This window comes from Selenomonas sp. FC4001 (assembly GCF_000701565.1).
GTDB lineage: Bacteria > Bacillota > Negativicutes > Selenomonadales > Selenomonadaceae > Selenomonas_A > Selenomonas_A ruminantium_B.
Genome location: NZ_JNJF01000019.1, coordinates 25,787 through 46,348 on the forward strand (window position 1 = coordinate 25,787; position 20,562 = coordinate 46,348).

The 20,562-nt window shown below is 37.4% G+C and carries 14 protein-coding genes; 10 read left to right on the forward strand and 4 right to left on the reverse strand.

Annotated features, from left to right (window positions below; translation table 11 throughout):
- Positions 1-150: 150 nt before the first annotated feature.
- On the forward strand, positions 151-1,470 hold the full coding sequence (locus T320_RS09330) for an ATP-binding protein (RefSeq protein WP_037355199.1): 1,320 nt from the start codon (positions 151-153) through the stop codon (positions 1,468-1,470).
- Positions 1,471-1,596: 126 nt separating this feature from the next.
- Here T320_RS09330 and T320_RS09335 read toward each other — a convergent pair whose 3' ends face one another.
- The 3 genes from T320_RS09335 to T320_RS09345 form a co-directional block, all read right to left on the reverse strand.
- The gene (locus T320_RS09335) at positions 1,597-2,145 is read right to left on the reverse strand and encodes a hypothetical protein (protein ID WP_197019407.1); all 549 of its coding nucleotides are present in this window, start codon (positions 2,143-2,145) and stop codon (positions 1,597-1,599) included.
- Positions 2,146-2,283: 138 nt separating this feature from the next.
- A complete protein-coding gene (locus tag T320_RS09340) occupies positions 2,284-2,763 on the reverse strand; it encodes a hypothetical protein (RefSeq protein WP_037355203.1) in 480 nt (159 codons plus the stop codon).
- 52 nt (positions 2,764-2,815) lie between these two features.
- Positions 2,816-3,187 carry a single-stranded DNA-binding protein gene (locus T320_RS09345; protein WP_037355205.1) on the reverse strand — a complete coding sequence of 124 codons (372 nt, stop codon included), beginning with the start codon at positions 3,185-3,187 and terminating at the stop codon, positions 2,816-2,818.
- Between the two features lie 309 nt (positions 3,188-3,496).
- Here T320_RS09345 and T320_RS14655 point away from each other — a divergent pair, with 309 nt between their 5' ends.
- The 9 genes from T320_RS14655 to T320_RS09380 all read left to right on the forward strand — a co-directional run bounded on the left by T320_RS14655 (position 3,497) and on the right by T320_RS09380 (position 19,882).
- Positions 3,497-3,640, forward strand: coding sequence for a hypothetical protein (locus tag T320_RS14655; protein WP_156032798.1), 144 nt, complete (start codon positions 3,497-3,499; stop codon positions 3,638-3,640).
- The gene (locus T320_RS09350; RefSeq protein WP_051608703.1) at positions 3,624-4,892 is read left to right on the forward strand and encodes a zincin-like metallopeptidase domain-containing protein; all 1,269 of its coding nucleotides are present in this window, start codon (positions 3,624-3,626) and stop codon (positions 4,890-4,892) included. The genes T320_RS14655 and T320_RS09350 overlap by 17 nt, the downstream gene beginning before the upstream one ends.
- 86 nt (positions 4,893-4,978) lie before the next feature.
- Complete coding sequence (locus T320_RS09355; protein WP_197019408.1) at positions 4,979-5,434, forward strand: hypothetical protein; 456 nt, start codon at positions 4,979-4,981, stop codon at positions 5,432-5,434.
- Positions 5,435-5,436: 2 nt separating this feature from the next.
- Positions 5,437-5,604 carry a hypothetical protein gene (locus tag T320_RS14660; RefSeq protein WP_156032802.1) on the forward strand — a complete coding sequence of 56 codons (168 nt, stop codon included), beginning with the start codon at positions 5,437-5,439 and terminating at the stop codon, positions 5,602-5,604.
- A complete protein-coding gene (locus tag T320_RS09360) occupies positions 5,579-7,948 on the forward strand; it encodes a hypothetical protein (RefSeq protein WP_037355210.1) in 2,370 nt (789 codons plus the stop codon). The genes T320_RS14660 and T320_RS09360 overlap by 26 nt, the downstream gene beginning before the upstream one ends.
- A 970-nt stretch (positions 7,949-8,918) precedes the next feature.
- Positions 8,919-13,598, forward strand: a complete 4,680-nt coding sequence (locus T320_RS09365) for an nSTAND1 domain-containing NTPase (RefSeq protein WP_037355212.1) — start codon at positions 8,919-8,921, stop codon at positions 13,596-13,598.
- A gap of 34 nt (positions 13,599-13,632) precedes the next feature.
- Positions 13,633-15,291 (forward strand): ATP-binding protein, encoded by a 1,659-nt coding sequence (locus T320_RS09370; protein WP_037355213.1) that lies wholly within the window; start codon positions 13,633-13,635, stop codon positions 15,289-15,291.
- A 24-nt stretch (positions 15,292-15,315) separates the two neighbouring features.
- Complete coding sequence (locus T320_RS09375; protein ID WP_037355217.1) at positions 15,316-18,732, forward strand: RNA dependent RNA polymerase; 3,417 nt, start codon at positions 15,316-15,318, stop codon at positions 18,730-18,732.
- A 4-nt stretch (positions 18,733-18,736) separates the two neighbouring features.
- A complete protein-coding gene (locus T320_RS09380) occupies positions 18,737-19,882 on the forward strand; it encodes a hypothetical protein (protein WP_037355219.1) in 1,146 nt (381 codons plus the stop codon).
- Between the two features lie 423 nt (positions 19,883-20,305).
- Here the strand turns inward: T320_RS09380 and T320_RS14260 are convergent.
- Positions 20,306-20,562, reverse strand: a 257-nt coding sequence (locus T320_RS14260; RefSeq protein WP_197019409.1) for a transposase, incomplete at its 5' end; no start/stop codon positions are given.

Sequence of the window (20,562 nt, forward strand, 5' to 3'; positions counted from 1 at the left end):
AAGGCAGTCCTTTTTGCTGTTATATCTAAAAAAGTTCCTTGAGAAAATGTGATATCTAACGAAAACTCGTTATGAAAAATGTAATAGTACATTAAAAGTCGCTTGAAAAAATGTATTTTAATGATAATATATAGACAGGAGGTGGTATCAGTGCTGAAACGAAAAATTACAGATAAGCTGCTGCAATGGAAGCAGCAGGAAGATAGATTGCCCCTGATTATCAAGGGGTGCAGGCAGTGTGGCAAGACACGTGCAGTGCTGGATTTTGCCGGTAATAACTACGAGCACGTTGTTTACCTGAATTTTTTTGAGAACTCCAGCTATGGAGCTATCTTCAAGGATAACCTGGAGGTAGACTTCCTGACGATGATGATGACAGCCCAGGTAAAGAACGCTATTTTTGAAGCAGGCAAAACGGTAATAATTCTGGATGAGATACAGGAGTGTCCTGAGGCACGCACAGCCTTGAAGTTCTTCAAACTGGACGGACGCTATGACGTAATTGCCACAGGTTCACTTTTAGGCGTTAAAGGTTACGGGGAGCCCAAATCTGTTCCAGTTGGCTACGAAACGATGCTGACCATGGTACCGATGGATTTTGAGGAATTTCTCTGGGCCAATGGCATTGACGAAAAGCTGATAGCTTTACTGAAGGACTGTGTGGCTGAAGAAAAGCCGGTACCTGAAGCATTACACGCAAAGATGCGAATGCTCCTTCTCCAGTATGTGGTTGTTGGGGGAATGCCTGCGGTGGTACAAAATTTTGTTGACCACCACAATATGGCTCAGGTGCTTCAGATGCAGAGAGACATCACCATGTCTTATGAAGACGACATGATGAAATATGCTCCTGACCGTGACAAGGTTCGTATCAGGAAGTGCTACCGCTCGATTCCCAAGCAGCTGGCCAAGGAAAACAAGAAGTTCCAGTATTCTGTGGTGGAGCGAGGCGCAAGAAGCAAGGATTATGATAGCTGCTTGTCCTGGATAGAGGATGCGGGGATTCTGCACCACTGCTATAACCTTTCTATTCCGGAACTGCCGTTGGACGGCAATTCAGAGGAGGATATATTCAAAGTTTACATGGCAGATACCGGGCTTTTCATCAGTATGCTGGAAGATGGTACTCAGGCAGATATTCTGCAGGGGAACCTGCTGGGCTACAAAGGGGCCATATTTGAAAATCTTGTGGCAGACTTCTTTGGCAAGATGGGACGCAAGTTGTATTATTTCCGTAAAGACTCGGGGCTGGAGATAGATTTTGTCATCAAGTACAAAGGAAAGGCAACATTGGTAGAAGTAAAGGCCACCAACGGGAATGCTAAGAGCATGAAGCAGGTCTTGGCCAATCCTGACAGATACCATGTGGAGCAGGCCATAAAACTGGCAGACGCCCAAGTAGGAAGAAATGGACAAGTGTTGACGCTGCCATTATATATGGGAGCTTTTATTACAGCGGTAACAGCATAACCGATGCAAATCTTTGTTTTGAAATTTCCCCCTGTAATATCTGTAATTCTTTGTAATGGTCTGTAATCAGTAGCGACGTTTTAAGCCCTGCCGAAAGAAGCAGGGCTTTTTCCATATGACGAAAAACTAATCCTGTTCGGATGCGCTGTAATACTCCCATTTATGGACGCTGGTGCCGTTATCATCACCAAAATCAAGGTCGTCTAGTCTTGCTATAAGGTCAGCGGTGCTGTCATCACTGCCGTCTGGGAATGCTTTTAGTAATTCGTCCCGAAGCCTATCCTCGGAAATCTCATCCTCGAAAAATTCCTCACCGAATATGGTTCCACGCACTTCCGCAGGAATTGTCTCTCGTGAACCTATCCATGTGTCCACAACATAATTATCTACATAATCTGGGTCATTGCTTTGGTAAATACCCATACCGCATTCCTCGGAAGCGTAGAAGAGCTGTACACTAGGAGATATTTTCTCGATGATTGCCAGCCACATGGCAATCATGGGACACCAGGCGGTTTCAGTGTATATAACGATTTCACAGTTACCGCTGTCGTCATCGCAGGGTTCGGGAGGTCCTGGCCAGTCGGTGATTTGACCACGACAGCGGAATCTTTCACTATCCAGCCCTGCACGGTCTAGGAATGTACCTAAAAAGGTATTCTTGTCAAAGTGCATAGGCTCTCGTTCAAATGGAATATCAAATTGCTCAGCTATGAAGTTGTAGAGCTTTCTGACTGCTTTATAATCTCCCGTGAATTTGATTCTGCTGTAGCACCAGTTTGGCATAAGTATCATTCCTTTCTAAAATTAACATCAAGCGGCTTTTATTGGCATAATGCCTAAATGCTTGGCATACTTAGGTAAATGGGTATAACGGCTGCTATTCATCAGCTTGTCGTGAAGGTCTTTGTCTGAAAGACCATACCAGCGGCCACGGCCTTTTGTAAATGCTTCTATGGCATTGAGACCGGCACCAGTCAGTGCCTTTACTTCAAAGAGGTTGGAACCATCATGGTGGGTGGTGCGGATGAATAGGTGACCATTTTCATCATAGATTTCTACATCATCCGCACATTCCATGAGTTCGGATAACAGCAGGTCAAGGATACCTGTCTTCCCGGCAGGAAAGGTGCCGTTCCATCTGCCGACTGTGCCCTGCATGATTACCTGTCCTTCACAGGGTAGCTTGCGGAAAAAATCAAGCAGCAGCTTCCTTTCCGTGTTCCAGACTTCGCAGCCATCATCGGGATTATCCAGATAATCCCAGCTGTTAAAAATAGTGATTTTACTCATAGCGCTTTCCTCCTTGCGCCCCCTGCATATTGCAGGGGGCATATTATATTGCTTATTTTTTGGGGGCTTTTTTAGAAGTCTTGACATCAGATTTAGCCTTGGGGCTTAGAAAATCAATTTTCTTGACCACAATGCCAATATCAAAACGGCGGTTGCCGTTCTTGTCTGTCCAGCGTTTAGGCTGAATCCTGCCATAGATACCGACTTTAGAACCTTTCCGCAGGTTTTCTGACATAGCCTCGGCTATTTTATTAAATGCGGTAACAGGCAAATAGTCCGGGGGAGGTTTTTGGGAAGATTTTTTGGATTTGATTCTGTTTACCGCTACGAAAACATTGGCGACCATCGTGAGGCGGTTATTCTTTTCGTAGATGTTGAAATTTACATCGCTGGCCAGATTGCCGATTATACATACCTTATTCATACTGTCCTCCTTTGTGGGAGCTTTATGCCTGCCCCCGCGCGAAAATTTCTTTTTTTGACAGCCATGAAATACAGCCGGAGGGAGCGGGGGGCAAGGACACGCGTCAGCGTGGCGAAGCCTTCCTTGCCCCGCACGAGCGGAGGCTGTATCATGTGCAGGCAAAAAAAGAGCTGTAATTTTGCTGTTCTGTAATCCCTGTAATGCTTTTGTAATGGTTTGAAATGTCTATTGCGATTCTGTGTTATTTAGCCGCGCTGCGGGCAAGTAAACTGATGGTAGATAAGTCTGTAAACGCAAGGGGGAGAGAATATGCATGATAAGCCTGAAGGACTGGATAGGGAACTGTACGGACATTTATGCCCGGAGCTGGAATGGATGTCGGATGAAGAAAAAGAAGAGCTGCTAAGCGGTGAAATGGAAAAGGAGATGACAGAAGATGGCATGGCAAAGTGATAAGCTAAAAGACGCGCATAAGGAAATGGTCGAAAAGATTATTGCCGATATGGAAGCCGGAAAAGTGTTCTTCTGGGACTCCCAGCATTTTGGCCGGCCACCGCGAAATGTCAGCTCGGAGATAAAAAACGGCGTGGAGACCAGACGATACCATGGGAAGAATAATCTCATCCTCAGCGTGGCTGCTATGCAAAATGGCTATACGGATAGCCGATGGGGGACCTATGAGGCCATAAAAAAAGAAGGTGGCCAGGTAAAGAAGGGCGAGAAGGCCACCTTGATAGAGCTTTGGATATGGGATAAGCCTGTACGGCATAAAAACAGTAAGACGGGTAAATGGGAAACGGTTTATAAAAAAGATGAGAACGGCCATTACCTGCTGGACTTTAACGGGAAGAAAATCCCCAAAACGGTTCATTTGGATGTCCCAATCGTTAAGGGGATACCGGTATTTAATGCAGAACAGGCCACCGGGCTTCCGCCGGAGCATGAGATAACGATAAATGTTGCTGACCGGCAGGAAAAAATGGAGCGTATCATTGCTGGCAGCGAGGCTCCTGTTTACAATGACCAGACGGACAGGAATTACTACACGCCTGCCCAAGATGAGATCCATGTGATGAAAGCAGAGGATTTCAAGCATATGTCCGGCTACTATGCAACGGTAATCCATGAGATTGCCCATAGTACCGGCGCGGAAAAAAGACTCAACCGTGATGGCATAGTAAAGGGAGACGGTTTCGGCTCACCAAGCTATGCCAAAGAAGAGCTGGTGGCAGAAATGTCCTCGCTGTTTGTGGCGCAGGAATTTGATTTGAAATTTGATGATGCCCATTACGAGAATCATGCAGCATATCTGCAAAGCTGGATTGCGGTGCTGAAGGATAATCCGGATGAGCTGTATAAGGCGGCAGAACAGGCGGAAAAGGCTGTGACCTACATCAAGGAGCATATGCTCGATAAGAAAAAAAGGCAGGCTGTAGCTGAGGAACAGGGTGAGTATAAGTACTATCTTGACCAGAGGCCCGTGGATATCGGAGCAGTGCCAAACGGTTTCAGCCGGTTCGATGAAGAAGATAAGGGCGGCAGATATGGCGCCATATACTACAAGGGTAAGCTCACGGATAAGCAGGTAAAAGACTATGAACTGCGTCCGGCTGTTCAGGAAAAGGCCGTAGTAAGAAAACTTACCCCAAAAGAGAAACTGGCAGCTGATTTGAAGGAAGAAAAAACAGTTGCTATGGCGAGGTGATAGGCATGGATATCCCGTTCCAGCGGAAAGGCGGCCCTTATACGCTAGAAAAGCATGAGGAACCCCTATCGGTTAGCTATTGCGTTATGGAAGAAAGGCAGCCTGTGGAGACATTCACGCATCGGATGCAGCCAGGCTATGATGAGGAGGAACGAAGCTTTTCCTATGTGGCAGCCCTGGATTATGTGGCAGAACAACTGGCCGAAAAGGCGAAGGATATGCTGGATGTAAGGGCCTATCAGCAGGAATATTACGCCCCGGAAAAGCAAGGGCTTAGCGTGTGGCTGAAGGTTCCACCGGAAGATTTGGCTAAGCAGACTGGCCAGAAACTGGCAGATACGAAGGAGCTGGAGGACATTTTTGCTGACCGAGGGATGCCCGTGCGTATGGATAAGAAATATATGGAGGAATCCAAATTCCACCTAAACGCTGAGTTGCTTTGTGATAGAAACATAGCCCTCCAGAACACATTGGAACCGAGGGAGAAATTACTGAAGGATATGGAGATAACTACAGCCAAGGGGATAGCAAGAGGAGAATAGCAGTGAAGGCAAAAGATTATTTGGATGATGACTACATCATGAGAAAACTGGCCGATGATATGGGCTTTGATTATGAGGAAAATGAACGTCTGCAGGCAGAAGCAGAGCGGCTGGAAAAAGAGCCCGCAGAAGAGGTGAAGGAAGATGGCGACCTACCGCGATATATTTGATACCAGAGACCGATTAAATCCTAAAATCGTGGATAGACTGCGCAGGTATGGCAATCTGGAGCCTCCCGGTGTATATGGAAGGCCTTATAACGGCGGGGCAAAACATGGCCATGAATATCCTCTGTCGCGGGCAAATTACCTGCGGTTAGTAACCATGCAGGATGAGGAACACCAATATAAAGACCCGCGCTGGGTCTGGCAGGAAACCGCTAAGAAAAACGGCTGGGTACTGAAACCAACGGCCAGAGCGGCAGCCATTGAGGTCTATCGGAAGGGCGAAGACGGCAAGGTGGTTCCTGACCTGTGGAAATTCTACAATGTGGAGGACTTCAAGAATTATCCATATAAGACGCTGGAGATAAAAGGGGACAGGCCGGAGGATTTCCGGCAGGCCATTGGTATCCTGAAGGATAATGGCATTGATGTGTCATGGAAGGCTGGCAGCGAACAAATCTTTGCTGCGGTAAAGCAATATGCCAAAGAACGCGGGGAAGATGAGTTTTCAGCCCCTATGACGGCGCATTTGTTCCTAAAGACAAATTACCTGAGCTATGATTACCAGAAGCACCCGCTCTATACCGAAGCTCAGCTGGATAAACTGGCCAACAACAACAAAATCATCTTTGCGGCAATCAAAAGGGCACAGAACCTCTATGATAAGCTGGAAAGCATACAGGAAAAGGTACAGCGGCAGGAGCAGGCGATAACGGAAGCTGTCCGGGCAAAGGAAGTAGACATTAAGCAGGAGCCAGTCCGTAAAAATGGTCTGTTTCAGGATTTGTATGTGGATTTTGCATGGAGCGAGACGCCCATCCGGAATGAGAAGGGCGAAGTCTATAAGGACGGCATACACTTAAATGGTGAGGATGCCTATAAATTCCTGGCTGCCTTTAACGCCATGGATAAAGATGTCTTCAACGATAAGCTCCGGGGCGTTATGGGCTATAACAAGGTCAAAATGGCAGTTTCCTACGGGAAGTACCACGAAACGGAGTACAAGATTCGGGAACTGGGCAAACTGAACTTTAAAAATGAAGCCAGTCTTGCTAAAGGGCTGGAGCGGCATTTCAATGAATACAGAACAGCGCTTATCGAAATGCCTGAGCTTAGGCAGAACATCCTGCGGAAGAATCAGGGCCTTACCGATGAACAGATACGGGAAAGCAGTAAAGAGGCCATTGACTTTTGCAGCCGGGAGCTGCAGCAAATGAAGATGGAGGAAAAGCTGTATCTGGAACTGCATCCGGAGATTCAGGCCATAAATGCAAAAAAGGCCAATACCTATCTGTATGTGGCTAAGAAAGAGGATTTTAAGCGGTTCCCTTCGGCGTTTATCCTTGGGACGCATATGAATCCGGATACTAACGATTTGCAGGTGGCTGAAAAAGTGGGAGATTATCATACGTTCCGGGCTGGTCTCGGATTAAAAAGTGATGAGGTTGCCTTTGAATCAGCAAGGCCGCTAAATAAGGGCAGCGCAGTAAAGCTGCCGGTGTATATGGCACTTACCATAGAGGATCAGGTGGCTTTTGTAAATATGCTGGGCAAGCTGAAGCTGGAAGTAGAAAATACCGGCCCTGTTATGGAAGGACATGCGCCATCCAAGATGACTTACAGCGGAATATCTGCCATAGATGCTGTGGCAAAGTTCAAACAGCAGGATTTGGATGCGGCGCGGTCAGTCAGGGAAAATGGATTTATTGACCGGAAAACGGTAGAACAGCAGCACCTTACTCTTAGCTACGATAAGGAAACATTGGCGGATATTGTCTTTGAAGAAGGCTGCAGCAGACTGACAGGGGATGCACTGGGACTGAAAAAGGCAGCAGAGGCAAGCGAAGAGCTGCAGGCAGTCCTAGAGTGTGCCATCAAGATGAAGGGCGGCGCAGATTCCCCCGATATACGCGCCCTGCTAAATGATGAGCCTGTAGAACTCCCCAACTTTGAGGAAAGAAAAAACAAGGTACTTGCCGATAAGCCCAATAGCCATGCCTTGAACAAGGACTTATACAGGTACTATGAAAAGGCTGCCTTGCAGGATTTCATGGCCGATACCAAAGAGAAGGTTATGGCCGGCATGGTAAAGCTTATGGAGGATGCAGGCCTAAGAGCCGTGAAGATAGCCAATATAGTAAGGACAAATCCCGACTTTAAGCCTGAACTATTACCCGAAAGAAACAGCAAGCTGACCATGGAGAAACAGGCAGATAAGGCAAAAAGACAGGAACAAAAAAATCTCCTCAAAGCCGCCGTAAAAGAGGCAAAGAAGCTCTCGCCCAAGGAACACCTGCTTCAGTGCGTAGATAATGCCAAGGGGCAGACCAAGCAACGTAAGTTGATATAATAAGACATAAGTAATGAAGGAACATTTGTTCTTTGAAAATATCAAACATTTGGATGAAACAATAGTATATAATAAAAACGGAGGAGTGTTGACATGGGAACAGGTTTTGCGGGTAATCAAACGTAGATTGCAGTGCTTGCCGTATCAGTTGCAGTCTAAGCGGGAGCATTACTGGAAATGTAGGTAAGAAAAGAGCTGATAGGATAGGGAAGATTTTTTGCCAGAGGAATAAATTAATATTATAACTGAGGAAGAAAAGAAGAATGCAGGTTCACCTTATTGGTATCGAATTTTTCAAGAAAACTCAATGTGCAGCTCGCAAAAGTAATAATTTGAATACTGGTGAAGTAATCAACATTGCAGTATGCCAAAGACTTTCTTGCAAATTCCGTAAAAAATAATAGAGATATAAAATAGCCCCGCATGGCATGATTATAATACAGTCAGCCAATGCGGGGATTGTTTTGCTGAAATAATAGAGACATAAAGGTGGTTGTAACGATGAATATAACAGCTGATACTAATGTACGACTCGTATCCATCTAACCAAGATAGAGTATGTACTAATGTAAAATGAGTGATGAATCTTTCAAACACGGAGCAGGAATTGTTAAGATAAATAGTTAAGATAAATAGTTAAGTCCTATTTCAAAGGATAGGACGATGAAGAATATCCTGTATGGATATCAATGGAGAAGCATAGATAAGAAGAATGTTGACGAGAGATGAAATAGGTTTTATAAAAGAAGACTGCAAAAGTACTTCGATGTTCATTTAGAAGGAATAAGAGGTAAGATGTAGAATTAGTAAATAACAATAGAAAATGAGGGTTGCTAAACTCTACATGACATAAAATTGGAAAACATAACTGACAAAAAAACAATAGAAATGATATCTGATAATTTCAGATAATATGATATGAATTAATTTTACCAAACCTATAGTATTTTAGAATGGAAGGTGAAGAAAAATGATAGATATCAAAGATAACTTACAAAATAATGCAATTGAAGGTAAAAATGTTTCTATACTTTTGAAAAAAGAAGCAAAGCTTTTGGGACATATAGAGTTTTGTACAGATGAGGGGATTATATTTGAATGTGTTATTCCTTATGATGAAATTGAGACATATAATGTATTGTCAGAAGATATAAAAATTGAAACAAAATACAACGATATTATAGAGAAATACGATGATATAAATCCTAGGCAAGGTGAAACAATTGCTGTGTGTCAAAAGAACAGTGATTTGTTGATTGGACGTTATGTCGGAAATGATGATGTTAGTATAAGGATAGAAAAGAAAGGAAAAATTATTGTAATAGAAAAAGATATAATTGAACACCTATATTTATGTGGGGTAATTACGTCATATAATATCTTGAATAAGAGTGGAATAATTAATAATAGATATAAGTTTAATAAAGCTATGATAGATTCGGATTCGAATATATTTAAGAAATTGGGGAAAGATAATCAACGTGGGAAAAATATGTATATGTGTTTGTATGAAATTAAGATGGATAATAATAATAAACCGTTGATTACTTCGTTGGAAGATTTTGAAGAGTTTAAGGATCAAATAGATTGGGAACAGGGAGAAATAACGGCAGTTCCCAATAAAAGTTCTTATTTTACAGTAGAAGATGATATAAGATGCTATTACAGTAGTGTGGATGATGAAACTCTGATTAATTATCGTAAGGATATGGATTTGCAAAATCAAGACGTTATTTTTAGAAAAGTATTTCATCGAGGTGATATAGAAAAAAGAAAAAGAAATTTTATTCCTAAAAGCATTATAGAGATTAAAAGTAAATACCAAATTGGAATAATAAAAAGAGAGCGGATTACAAATACAATTACAATTGCATGTGGGAATAATGAATACAAGTATCAAGGAGAAGAATTGCCAGAAAACACATATGTAGTTGTTGTGCTTGGTGTAAATGATAAAGGTGAAGAATATATTGAAAGAATCGCAGCTTATAATGAAGATGTGAGTAAAATAAAATTGCCAACATATAAGGATGAAATTCAAAAGAAGAGAGCTGATTTAATTAATAATTTAAAAAGTGCGGAACAGAGAGAGGATTACAAGGAAGCATTTTTTGTTGGTGAAAAAATGCTAGAAGATAACCTCTGTACACCTGATGCGGCTTTTTCGGATATGTTAAAATCATATATAAAAGCAAAAAGAAGCAATTTAGATCATGATTCATTAAAAGAAATGAAACAAGTATTTGAAGGCTATGACTATTTATTAGCAGAGAATTTACGGCGTGTAATACAGATGCAATTAGCTTATCTGCAGGGTGATTATGAGACCGCTAGAAAAAATGCAAATATTATTATTCATGAGTCAAGTCAATATAAAGCAGAAATACTACTTCAAGCAAAAAGTGTAATAAGTGGTGTTAGACAGTTTCCCAAGGACGAGTTGGAGTGTTGGATTATTAATAGTGACAATAAAGGGTTGGTCGGAACAATTGACGCTTTTGATAGCAATACGGATACAGGACGTATTTCTGTTGATACAAAACAATACATGTTTTATTGGAAGGATATTAAACAACTAAAAATTGATGATAAGTATAATTTAAGTGAAAAATATTTCGATTTTAATAATTATCGATATATTGTATCTTTTGATGAGAAATCGGAAAACGTGTCACAGGATGGTGTGGCAAGAGCTGTCAAAATTGATATCGAGGGTGTACTTCCAATGCGTATTTCATCAGTTAAGAAAACGCTTATGGGAGATGATTTTGATGCAGAGTTAGAAACAATAAATAAGTTACCAGGAAATGAGCTGCTGAAATTGAAGTTGCAACAATATTCATTAGATGAGATAAAAGAGTACTTATCACCAGAAGAACAAGAGCGGATCCAAAATGGTATTTATCAAGGGATTCCAAGAAAACGTATAGATATAGTAAAAGCATTAGATAATCTTCATGACAAAAATGAAAGAGATGAAAAATATTTTCTAAAAGCAATAAACAGTATAGATAAATCTAAGTTGTTACTTTCAATAGCTAAAATAATTGCGCAGTATTTACAATCTGATGACCATGAAAAGTTTGGCCATCGTGAAGAACTCGATAATAATGCAATGAACCGAAGATTATATGAATATGCATATGATTATATTGCTGGATATTATACTGATGCTGGGAAAAGGAATATTCCTGCCGGTGAAATGGCATACTATGCGGCTAGCATAATATCGGCGTCAAGTTGGAGTAAAGAATATAAAGAACGAGTAGCAAAAATGTGTATTGCACGTTATTATCAAGATGAATGGACAGAGAGTTGGGAGCAAAGTGGACAAAACCCCGAAAAATTTTCTGAATTTCTATACAATAATTGCACGGATGTAGTTGGACTTTTTCGTATGATACTGAGTTTTAATGAAGATATATTTGATGAATTAATAAGGCTTCCACAGTATGAAGGTATGATAAAGGTGCTGTGGGAGAATGTGGAAAAAGTTCAAGAGATTTCAGGGGATAGCCCAAAGCGTCAATTAGAAAACTTTTATGATGGTTGGAATAAAATTAAACAGTATTATACCAATATATCAATAACGGGCAGTGTTAGAAAAGATGCTAAAATGTTTCTTGATATATTAGATGAAACGGGGACGGATTTTAAAAGCTATTTATTTGATGAGGAAAATAAAGTTATTGATTGTTTAAGAGAAGAATTGGAGGAATTGCTCGATAATACCGATAATGAATCGCCTATGGTTCAGCATATAAAATGCTCAGAGATATATTGTGAATTAACCAAGCTTTTAAATATGATTAATAAATCACCAACAAAATTTAGTTATGAATCATTAAGGCCTTTTATTAGTACTATAAGAGAAAATATTGCGGGATATATTGAAAAAATGTATCAAGATTATGCTCCGGTTTTATCGGTGGAGCACTATAGTTTAACAGAAGGGAATACTAAAGAAGTACTTTGCTTGACAAATGCTAAGGGCAAACTTCGTGCAGAAAAGATTCATATTGAGATTTCAGCAAATGATAATAATTCTGGCTTTACAATTGACAAAAAGGAAAAACAGATTCCGGAGTTCGATTTTAAGGCTGATCCTGGAGAGGCAATAGAAATAATTGTTCCGATAGAAAAAATGCCATTAAATGTATTACAAGAGGAAATCTGTGTTCAGGTGTCATATAGATGCCTATCGAAATTTGATAGAGAGACGGGGAAGGGGATATGGCAAGATGTTAAGCAGCCTCTGAGGTATCATATTACAATCCCTCTATGTAATGATTCTAAATATTTGATTCAAAAACATGAAAATCCATACCATAAATATGCTGGAGGAACCGCTATGGAGCCGAAGGATAAGGATATGTTCTTCGGACGAGATGAAATAATTGAAACGATATTTAGAGAAGTAATGTGTGAGGATCTTATCTCGGTGAATAGAGGAAGAATGACTGCGTTTTATGGACAGAAACGTTCCGGGAAGACATCTATTATGAATTTCTTGAAAGCAAGAATCGAAAATGCAAACCCAAAGGCAATTGTATTAACTATTAATGCTCAAAGTGTTTCTGCAGATGAAAATAAGAAAGAACTATATATGCAAAATATTATGGGGTTGATTTTTTCGAGTTTTAAGAAGTGTGTGAATAACCCTAAATATAAAGCACTTAGGATGGAGTTGAAAAATTCAAAGTTGGAGTTTCCAGATAAAAAAGATTTTGTTGGCAATCCTAATGCGGATATAACATTTTTGGAATTCTTTGGAGAATATAATGAAGAATTTGGTGACGAATATCCTATTGTGATAATGGTTGACGAATTTACGCAAGTTTATGTAAATTTAAAAGAAAAGAAAATTAAAAGTGATTTTGTAAATCAATGGCGTGCTCTTGTGACTGAGAGTAAATTTGCAAATGTTCTAGTAGGCCAGGATTTTATGCCAAAGTTTTTTGAAGACATAAGTATTGCCCAAGCTGTAAATGGATTGGCAATAACTAGTATGTATGAAATTGGCTATTTAGATAGAAATGAAGCATATAAGATGATGGAAAAGCCGATTGTAATGGAAAATGGATGCAGTCGTTTTCAAGGTGCATTAGGCGAAAAGGCTAAAGAGAAGATTTTTAGTCTAACAGGTGGAAGTGCGTTTTATTTGATGAAGTTTATGAGTGGATTGGTTGAATATATGAAAGAATATAGCTATTCTTTAATCACTCCAAGCTTGGTGGATAAAGTAGTAGAAGACTATATTTTTGTAGCTAAAGTTAATCCGATTGAAAAGAAAGAGTTTGATCCGATTTTTAATGAGTACAGTAGTAGTTTGGTGTTACGTGATAAGCCAAAGGATACTCATACGTTACAAGGCCAAGAGGAAATTGCAAAACGAGTTTTTGAATTATTTAAAGAGATAGCTAGATGTATTCTTAAGCGAGATGATGGGGTTTGTAGTATAAATGATATCGTATGGGATGATACAACGGAACGTGACGACATTATTACTACATTATGCGATAGAAGGATTCTAGTAGATAAGAATGGTAATGATATAATTGGAAAAGAAATTAATGGTTTGGAATTTAAGGTTAAAGTGGGTTTGTTTATAGAGTTCTTAAACAAACGTGTTTTAAATCATGAACATTGATATTATGATCGAAGCCAAATATGGAGGGAGGATAATGATGTTTAAATTTGTTGATATGCATCCTGTTACAGGAGATATGCAGTCATATATTTTAAGAGAAGGAGAATTTGATTATCTATATAGAAATATTTTTGAGGTAATTGATAAAGATAAAGGTAAGGTGAATTATTCAATTACTGGAATAAACCGCATAGGGAAGACATCGCTAATAAAAGAATTGTGTAGAAAATTTGATGAAGAAAAGCATCCTAATACACTTGTGCTATTTACCTCGTTGGAAGGTGTTAGAAATTTTTGGACGTATTGGCGTGGAAAAGTGATATTGCCGCTAATTAAACTGATTGATATGGATGAAATTAAAACTATTGATGATGACTATTTTGAACAGATAATTGAAATTAAAGATTATTTTGAAGATGACGTGGTGCTTCAAAAACTATTTGCCAAGGATTACGATGTTGTTGAACATGAAGCAGCAAAAGAAAAACTAGAAATATTGTTATCATTACTCGGATATTGCGGTAAAAGTGTTCTGTTGATAATTGATGAATTTGATTTATCGGTAAAAGTTTTTGGGGAAAATGATGATTTTTTTGATTGGTTTAGAGGATTGTTGCAGGATGAAAGTCATCCGCTCTCTGCTGTTACTATATCTAGACGAAGCATATATTACATTGAAACTACAGCTTTTGGAGGTTCTACTTTAAGTGGTACCTTTAAACCATTTTGGGTTTTTGGATATAAAAACAGCGAGTTGAGGAGCTTTTTTAAGATACTTGAATGTAATGGCTATAAATTGTCTGATAAAGAAAAAAGGGATGTTGTTTATTATTGTGGTCGTTCACCGTATTATTTAGCAATTATGGGGAACGCAATACTAGAAACAAATAATAGTAGTTCTGAGATAGATATTGGAAGACTGTTTTATAATGAACGTAGGTATTATAGTAGTTTCAGTCATGTTGTTGATATTTTAAAAAAAGAAGAACTATATGATACTATGTTGCAGTTGTTTGTTGGACCGCAATATAATTTAGATCGGGAAAAGATATCCAGCTTAATAGGTAATGGATATTGTATGGAAAAATATGATTTACATACAAATTCCTTTGGAGATGAATATCATGACATGTACGGAACATATGAAGAAGATTATAGCTATTTAACGGTTTGTAATAGTTTTATTGACTATTTAGCATTAAGAAAAAAACATGATGTTGAAAATATTTTTCCTCAATTATCTAAAGCAGAAAATATGTTGAGATTATTAGTTAAAAATCATATGAAGAAATGTTATGGAGAGGTTTGGAAAGAAAAATTATCATCGATTGTTTTTAATGAATTACTTGCGAACGATAAAATGCGGAGTAAAACATTACATCGAGATTACGATCGTTATTTAAATCAACGTCAAAATGCAGATGATCCAAATGAAACAGATGATAGCATACTTAATGTAATTAGTATTTATGAATTAGGAGCAATAATTAGACGTGGTTGGGATGAGTTCTATAAAGGAATATTTCCTTCTTATTTAAGTTGGAAAGAGTTTGAAAAAGGGATTGTTTTACTAAATAAGGTTAGAAATCCTGTTGCTCATGGTAATATAAAGATTGTGCCTCATGATGAAATTAGTAGAGCTAGAGGGTTTTCGGAAACTATATATAGCGCACTGAAAGATAATATTAATTAGTGACTTATAAAGGAGGCGTTATTTATGAGTGATAATATAACCAGACAATATCAGTTGTTTACCTTAGATGCTGAAAAAATTATAAATAATTCCTATAGAGTAATAAAGGATAAATATAATAATTATACGGTGGAGTATAAGTGTAATTTTGTTGAAGGTGAGTTAAAACGAGAGATTATTAAAAATACTGATACTTTTACAGGTAATGCTCTTTTATATCAGATCGTAAAAGTTTTAGGGAAAAGAGAAGATGATGAATTATGTTTAAATCATTGTTTGATATTTGTTGATTTTAGCGAAATCTTTAGTAAAAGGAATAGCATTGATAATATAGATGATAAAACATGTCCTACTAAATATGATATTGAGAAGGAAGCGGGATTGTCGTTTCGTCTTAGTCGCTTGTTTGAAGATGGTATTTACTTGTCTTTTGATGGTAATGATTGGAAGCGTTTTGTACCTTTTGATAAAAGCAATAGCATGGCGAGACAAAGTAGAATATCCTTTATTGACTATACAATTAAAGAAGAATTGGAAAATAGATTGCTTCTGGATATAGATTTTTCATCGATTGAACTTTGTCCTAGTAAGTATTATGCTTACAGGGGATTATATATGAGTTCAGGGAGTCGTATTGAACAAAATGATAAATTTTGTTTAAATGAAGAGACCGTCATAGTATTACCTGATGAAAAAATTTCTTCTAAAATGAATCCTAATATAACTACAGTGTTTACTGAAAAAGAAGTAATAAACAGTGGTACAGAAGATGAAGAAATTGTTTTTGGTAATAAGGAAGAAAAAATTGAATTCAATTATTTTGATGGAGAAGGATTAATATGTCCTGAGTATGCTAGATATATTAGCGAAATACTTCAATCAAATTATGATTATAAGCGTCCATCCCATTCGTTCCAAGTTCGTATGCCATTCACAAAAGGTATGCTTCATGAAGTCGATTATAATAAATTTTTTTCAGATACTATTGGGGTAAATGATTCACTATGGGTAGTAGATTATTTAGGTAAGAAAAGAAATGTTCGTAAAGCTAAAATTCTATTAACTGCAAGTATGTTTAAATGTCATAAATGGATAAAGGAATGGGCAGGAAAAAACAATATTGATGATCCTGTAGCATATTTTTTCAATAAATTTTCCCAATATGAACATGCACTGTATGTGACTGGGACAGATGCAAGATTATCTAATAATGGTAAGGTTAAAATGAATTATCAGTTTTTGAGCACATTAGACATTCCTTCGGATAGTTTTGCTTCAATAGTAAATGATAAAAAAACAAAGATAGAATCTTTTAGAAATGCTTATTCGGGAGATGCTGCGACTTTTAATTTCGATAAGTTGATTAATGAGGAATATAATTTAACATCATATTGCGGTGATAATTCTTTTGAAGACGATATTATGGATATAGAAGACGATGTTGATGAAAGAAAAAAATGTTTACATGCTTTAAGATTGAATCCTGCATTTGTTAATGATTATAAAGTTAAGGAAATACTTGCAGAGATAATAAGAACGAGTGAGAGAGATATTTGCATTGGTCATTTTGAGATATCCGGAGAACAACGCTATTTGTCACGTGACCTTTTACGCTTTATGATAGCTGTTCTATATCGTTCATATATAGGTGAGGAATCAATCAGAGAGATTATAAAATCTAAATGGGAAAATATTAACAAGTATCTTCTTTATCGTTCTTCCAGACATTTTTATATGCCGGTTGATAAATTATCATTAAAAGCAGATAAATATTATGCATTTTTTCGTAGTCCCCATTTATCGCGTCATGAGCAATGTGTCCTTCGTCCGTTCCTTGGGTGCGAGATGTATGATAGGTATTTCTCTCATCTTAAAGGTGTGGTGATGGTTTCGTATGATTCATTTGTGCCTATGATGCTTGGAGGAGCAGATTTTGACGGTGATTTGGTGAAAATTATTTCTGATAGAAGAATAGTCTCTGCTGTACAAAGCGGCGTATATAACTATGAAAATAAAGAATATGTTCGTAAGAATGAGTTTCCAGTTATTAAAATTCCTGATCGAATTGGAAAAACAACATTTGCCCCTAAAAGAGTTCCATATGAAGTGATTAAAAATACATTTTCAAATCAAATTGGACAAATTTCTAATCTTGCTATAAAGATAGCTAAAAATGAATACGGTAAAGAACCATCAGAACAATATAAAAATAAATGTGCAGAATGTACTATTGTTACAGGTCTAGAGATAGATGCTGCTAAGACTGGTGTGCACCCCAAAAATAATATTAATAAATTAAAATCGCTAGGTTTAAAAACACATGTTTTTCTTGATACAAAAGTTAAAATGTCCAAACTGGCAAAAGAACGATTGTTTACGCCTTATATTAAACAAATGCCTAATGGAACATTATCGTTATATCGAGAAAATCCGAATAATTCTCGCACTATAAATCCTATTCTTGAAAATATATCTGTATATAGCGTAGATGATGAAGTTTCGAATCTGGAACGTCTGCCAGGTATCTATTTAGAATACATTTATAACTATAAATGTAAAAAAGAATCTGGTTATAAGACAAGGAAAAGGAAATCCGAAGCCGATTGTTTTAAATTTCAATATGATGAAACATGGAAAGAAAAGTTAGATACTAAAAAGAAAGATTCAATTAGATCGTTAATGTACGCATACCAAGAGATACGTTCTCGTGATTATAATCTTAAAAAATTTCGACATATGAATAAAGACAGCAACTATTGGGGGTATATATATAGAATTTTACAAATTCAGTATGATAGTTTTCATCAATTGCTTCCATGTAAACTAGAGGTGGAAGAGGCATGCTCGATAACATATAAGAGTTTGTATCAAGGGATTGAAAGCGCTTCAGTTCTGAAAGAAATTTTTGGCCGAATGAAAGATAAACGGTGGCATTTTACTGCAAGGGAGAATAGAGCATCAGTTCTTGCAGAAATATTGGGTGATAATATTAATTGTACTGAACCGATAATTGAGTTATTATCCAATTTTCGGAACAGCGGTTATATGTTGCTATTTTATATGTTGAAAGAAATACAAAGTAAAATGAATGAGAATATTGATATTGATGATTATACTAAACTCTATGGAAAAACATCTAAAATAGATTGCAGATTTCAAAATCAATATAAACACTTTCTTAAACAACTAGAGTCGATTTATTCATATCATTTAAAACAAAACTCCGAAAGGCCTCTTTGGCATACACCGGTTATTAGACAATGCCGAGAAATAATTGCCAAAATTTTAGGAGAGTGGAATTCATCAGAAGCATTAAAATATGTGTTTTCTTGTCCGAAGGCAGATAGAAGAAACTTTCTTTGGAATATTTTCACTGAAAAAGAACTTTCTAAAGAGATTATATTTGCTTCTAATGAAGAAAAGATTTTTGAGGAGGAATGAGTTAATGTTAGATGAATTTAGAGAATATGAACAGTATACTGGAGATTATGCTGATAAAAAAAATGAATTAATATGTCGCTTAAAGTTTTCGAATCTTGTAAAAAATGATTTTTGTGGTTTAAATAGAGCTATGACGATTATCGCTCGATATAATATTTTTCATAAGAACAATGGAGGGGGATTATTTAACGAAGATGAAATACGTAATAGTTTATCCTTGTGGTGCGATAATTGGTTGACTGGATATATCCGTCATATGTTTTTTGAACGAGATTGTAATGAGCTTGTTAAGGAACTTAAGGAATCTGAGGACTCAAGAAATGATTTATTATTATTTGCTAATAATATACTCCAAACAAATGATATTGATTCTATGATAACTATTTTAAATGAATATAGCTATATTTACAATTCAGGATATTTGGATGTAAAAAATGATAAAAAGATTAATGATATAGTTGGTAGGATTAAGTATTCCGTCGATGCCTTGGTGAAACTTAGTGAAAAAAAACGATATTTTAGTAAAAGGATGTTTAATTTTTTTGATGGTGAACATGAAAGAGGAGTTCGGAGGGATAAAGCAAGGAGAAATAGTATTCATATGATTTCATACGATCGTATTATCGCTAATGCACTAGATCAAGGGCAATTACATCGTTACTACCTAGTTTGTAAATCTGATTCAGTACCATTTAATTTAATTAGGAAAACCACTCCAAAAACAAACGAAAAAAAACTGATTGATACCGATATGGATCTGATTCTAAAAATGACTGCTTCCTATCTTTTACAAAAAAACGGTTGTGATGAGCAATGTTCGCCTGATTATGTTGTGATTTCATTGACAGATATTTCTAATTGGATGATAAAAAAAGATAAACCAAGTAATTTTGAACTGGATAAATATAGATTTTTAAATACGGGAGAACGTCTTTTTGATAAAAGGGTAATTTCTAGCGGGCTTAATGATAAAGGTTCGGACAATAAAACGGGGAATTTGGCCAAAACATATATTAATCATAAGTGGATTGAACAGTTTTATCTTATTGATGAAAAAGAGATTGATAATCCTGAACATAACGGTCGAATTTTTTTTAGTGATTATCCTGGGGAGATGTTATTTAAAAGACAAAATATTAAGTATTCCTAAGCTGAAATCTATACAATGTCCCTCAATTAATTTGAGAGGGACATTGTATATACTCTTTTGTTATCTTCATTAGAGTTATTTAGAATGTATATTTCAGAGAGCTTTAGATTTTATTAATTATCCTTGATACATACATCTGTATGTATTAAATTTTTACCATTGAATGGGTGGGAGAGGAAATGGTAGTGGAAATGGTACTGGAAGTATATACGATAATATTGATTCTACTGAGATGATAAAACATTTAGTCATTGGCGAGCCTTCCTTTCTTTTAGCCCTTCGCTATGAATTGTACGAGTTTATCGCTATCTTATTTTTATTACTTTGAAATAGGGTCTAAATCGGAAAGAGTTTGGTTTAGCGTTTGAGGGTGTGAATAAAAGTCTGTAAATAGGTCTTCTATGACTTTAGCATTTATGTATTTTACGGTTGTAATCTGTCAGGGTACATAATGGTCAACTCGCCCCTTACCTTACCCCAGTTCCGAATTGGCATAGTCCATTTCTTGGTAGCCTCAAACGTTGCCAGATACAATGCCTTCAGCAATGCCTGCTGGCTGGGGAAAACACTTCGCTGGCTGTTCAGACGGCGATATGAGGAATTCAGGCTCTCAATGGCGTTGGTCGTGTAAAAGGCTGTACGGACGTCTGTTGAGAACTTGAATATCGGCGTTATTACAT

What these genes read in the sequence shown, in the direction of transcription:
- T320_RS09335 (WP_197019407.1), bottom strand. Translation starts at nt 2,145, where the DNA reads ATGCACTTTGACAAGAATACCTTTTTAGGTACATTCCTAGACCGTGCA.
- T320_RS09380 (WP_037355219.1), top strand. Translation starts at nt 18,737, where the DNA reads ATGTTAGATGAATTTAGAGAATATGAACAGTATACTGGAGATTATGCT.
- T320_RS09370 (WP_037355213.1), top strand. Translation starts at nt 13,633, where the DNA reads ATGATGTTTAAATTTGTTGATATGCATCCTGTTACAGGAGATATGCAG.
- T320_RS09345 (WP_037355205.1), bottom strand. Translation starts at nt 3,187, where the DNA reads ATGAATAAGGTATGTATAATCGGCAATCTGGCCAGCGATGTAAATTTC.
- T320_RS09375 (WP_037355217.1), top strand. Translation starts at nt 15,316, where the DNA reads ATGAGTGATAATATAACCAGACAATATCAGTTGTTTACCTTAGATGCT.
- T320_RS14655 (WP_156032798.1), top strand. Translation starts at nt 3,497, where the DNA reads ATGCATGATAAGCCTGAAGGACTGGATAGGGAACTGTACGGACATTTA.
- T320_RS09360 (WP_037355210.1), top strand. Translation starts at nt 5,579, where the DNA reads ATGGCGACCTACCGCGATATATTTGATACCAGAGACCGATTAAATCCT.
- T320_RS09355 (WP_197019408.1), top strand. Translation starts at nt 4,979, where the DNA reads ATGGAAGAAAGGCAGCCTGTGGAGACATTCACGCATCGGATGCAGCCA.
- T320_RS09340 (WP_037355203.1), bottom strand. Translation starts at nt 2,763, where the DNA reads ATGAGTAAAATCACTATTTTTAACAGCTGGGATTATCTGGATAATCCC.
- T320_RS09350 (WP_051608703.1), top strand. Translation starts at nt 3,624, where the DNA reads ATGGCATGGCAAAGTGATAAGCTAAAAGACGCGCATAAGGAAATGGTC.
- T320_RS09365 (WP_037355212.1), top strand. Translation starts at nt 8,919, where the DNA reads ATGATAGATATCAAAGATAACTTACAAAATAATGCAATTGAAGGTAAA.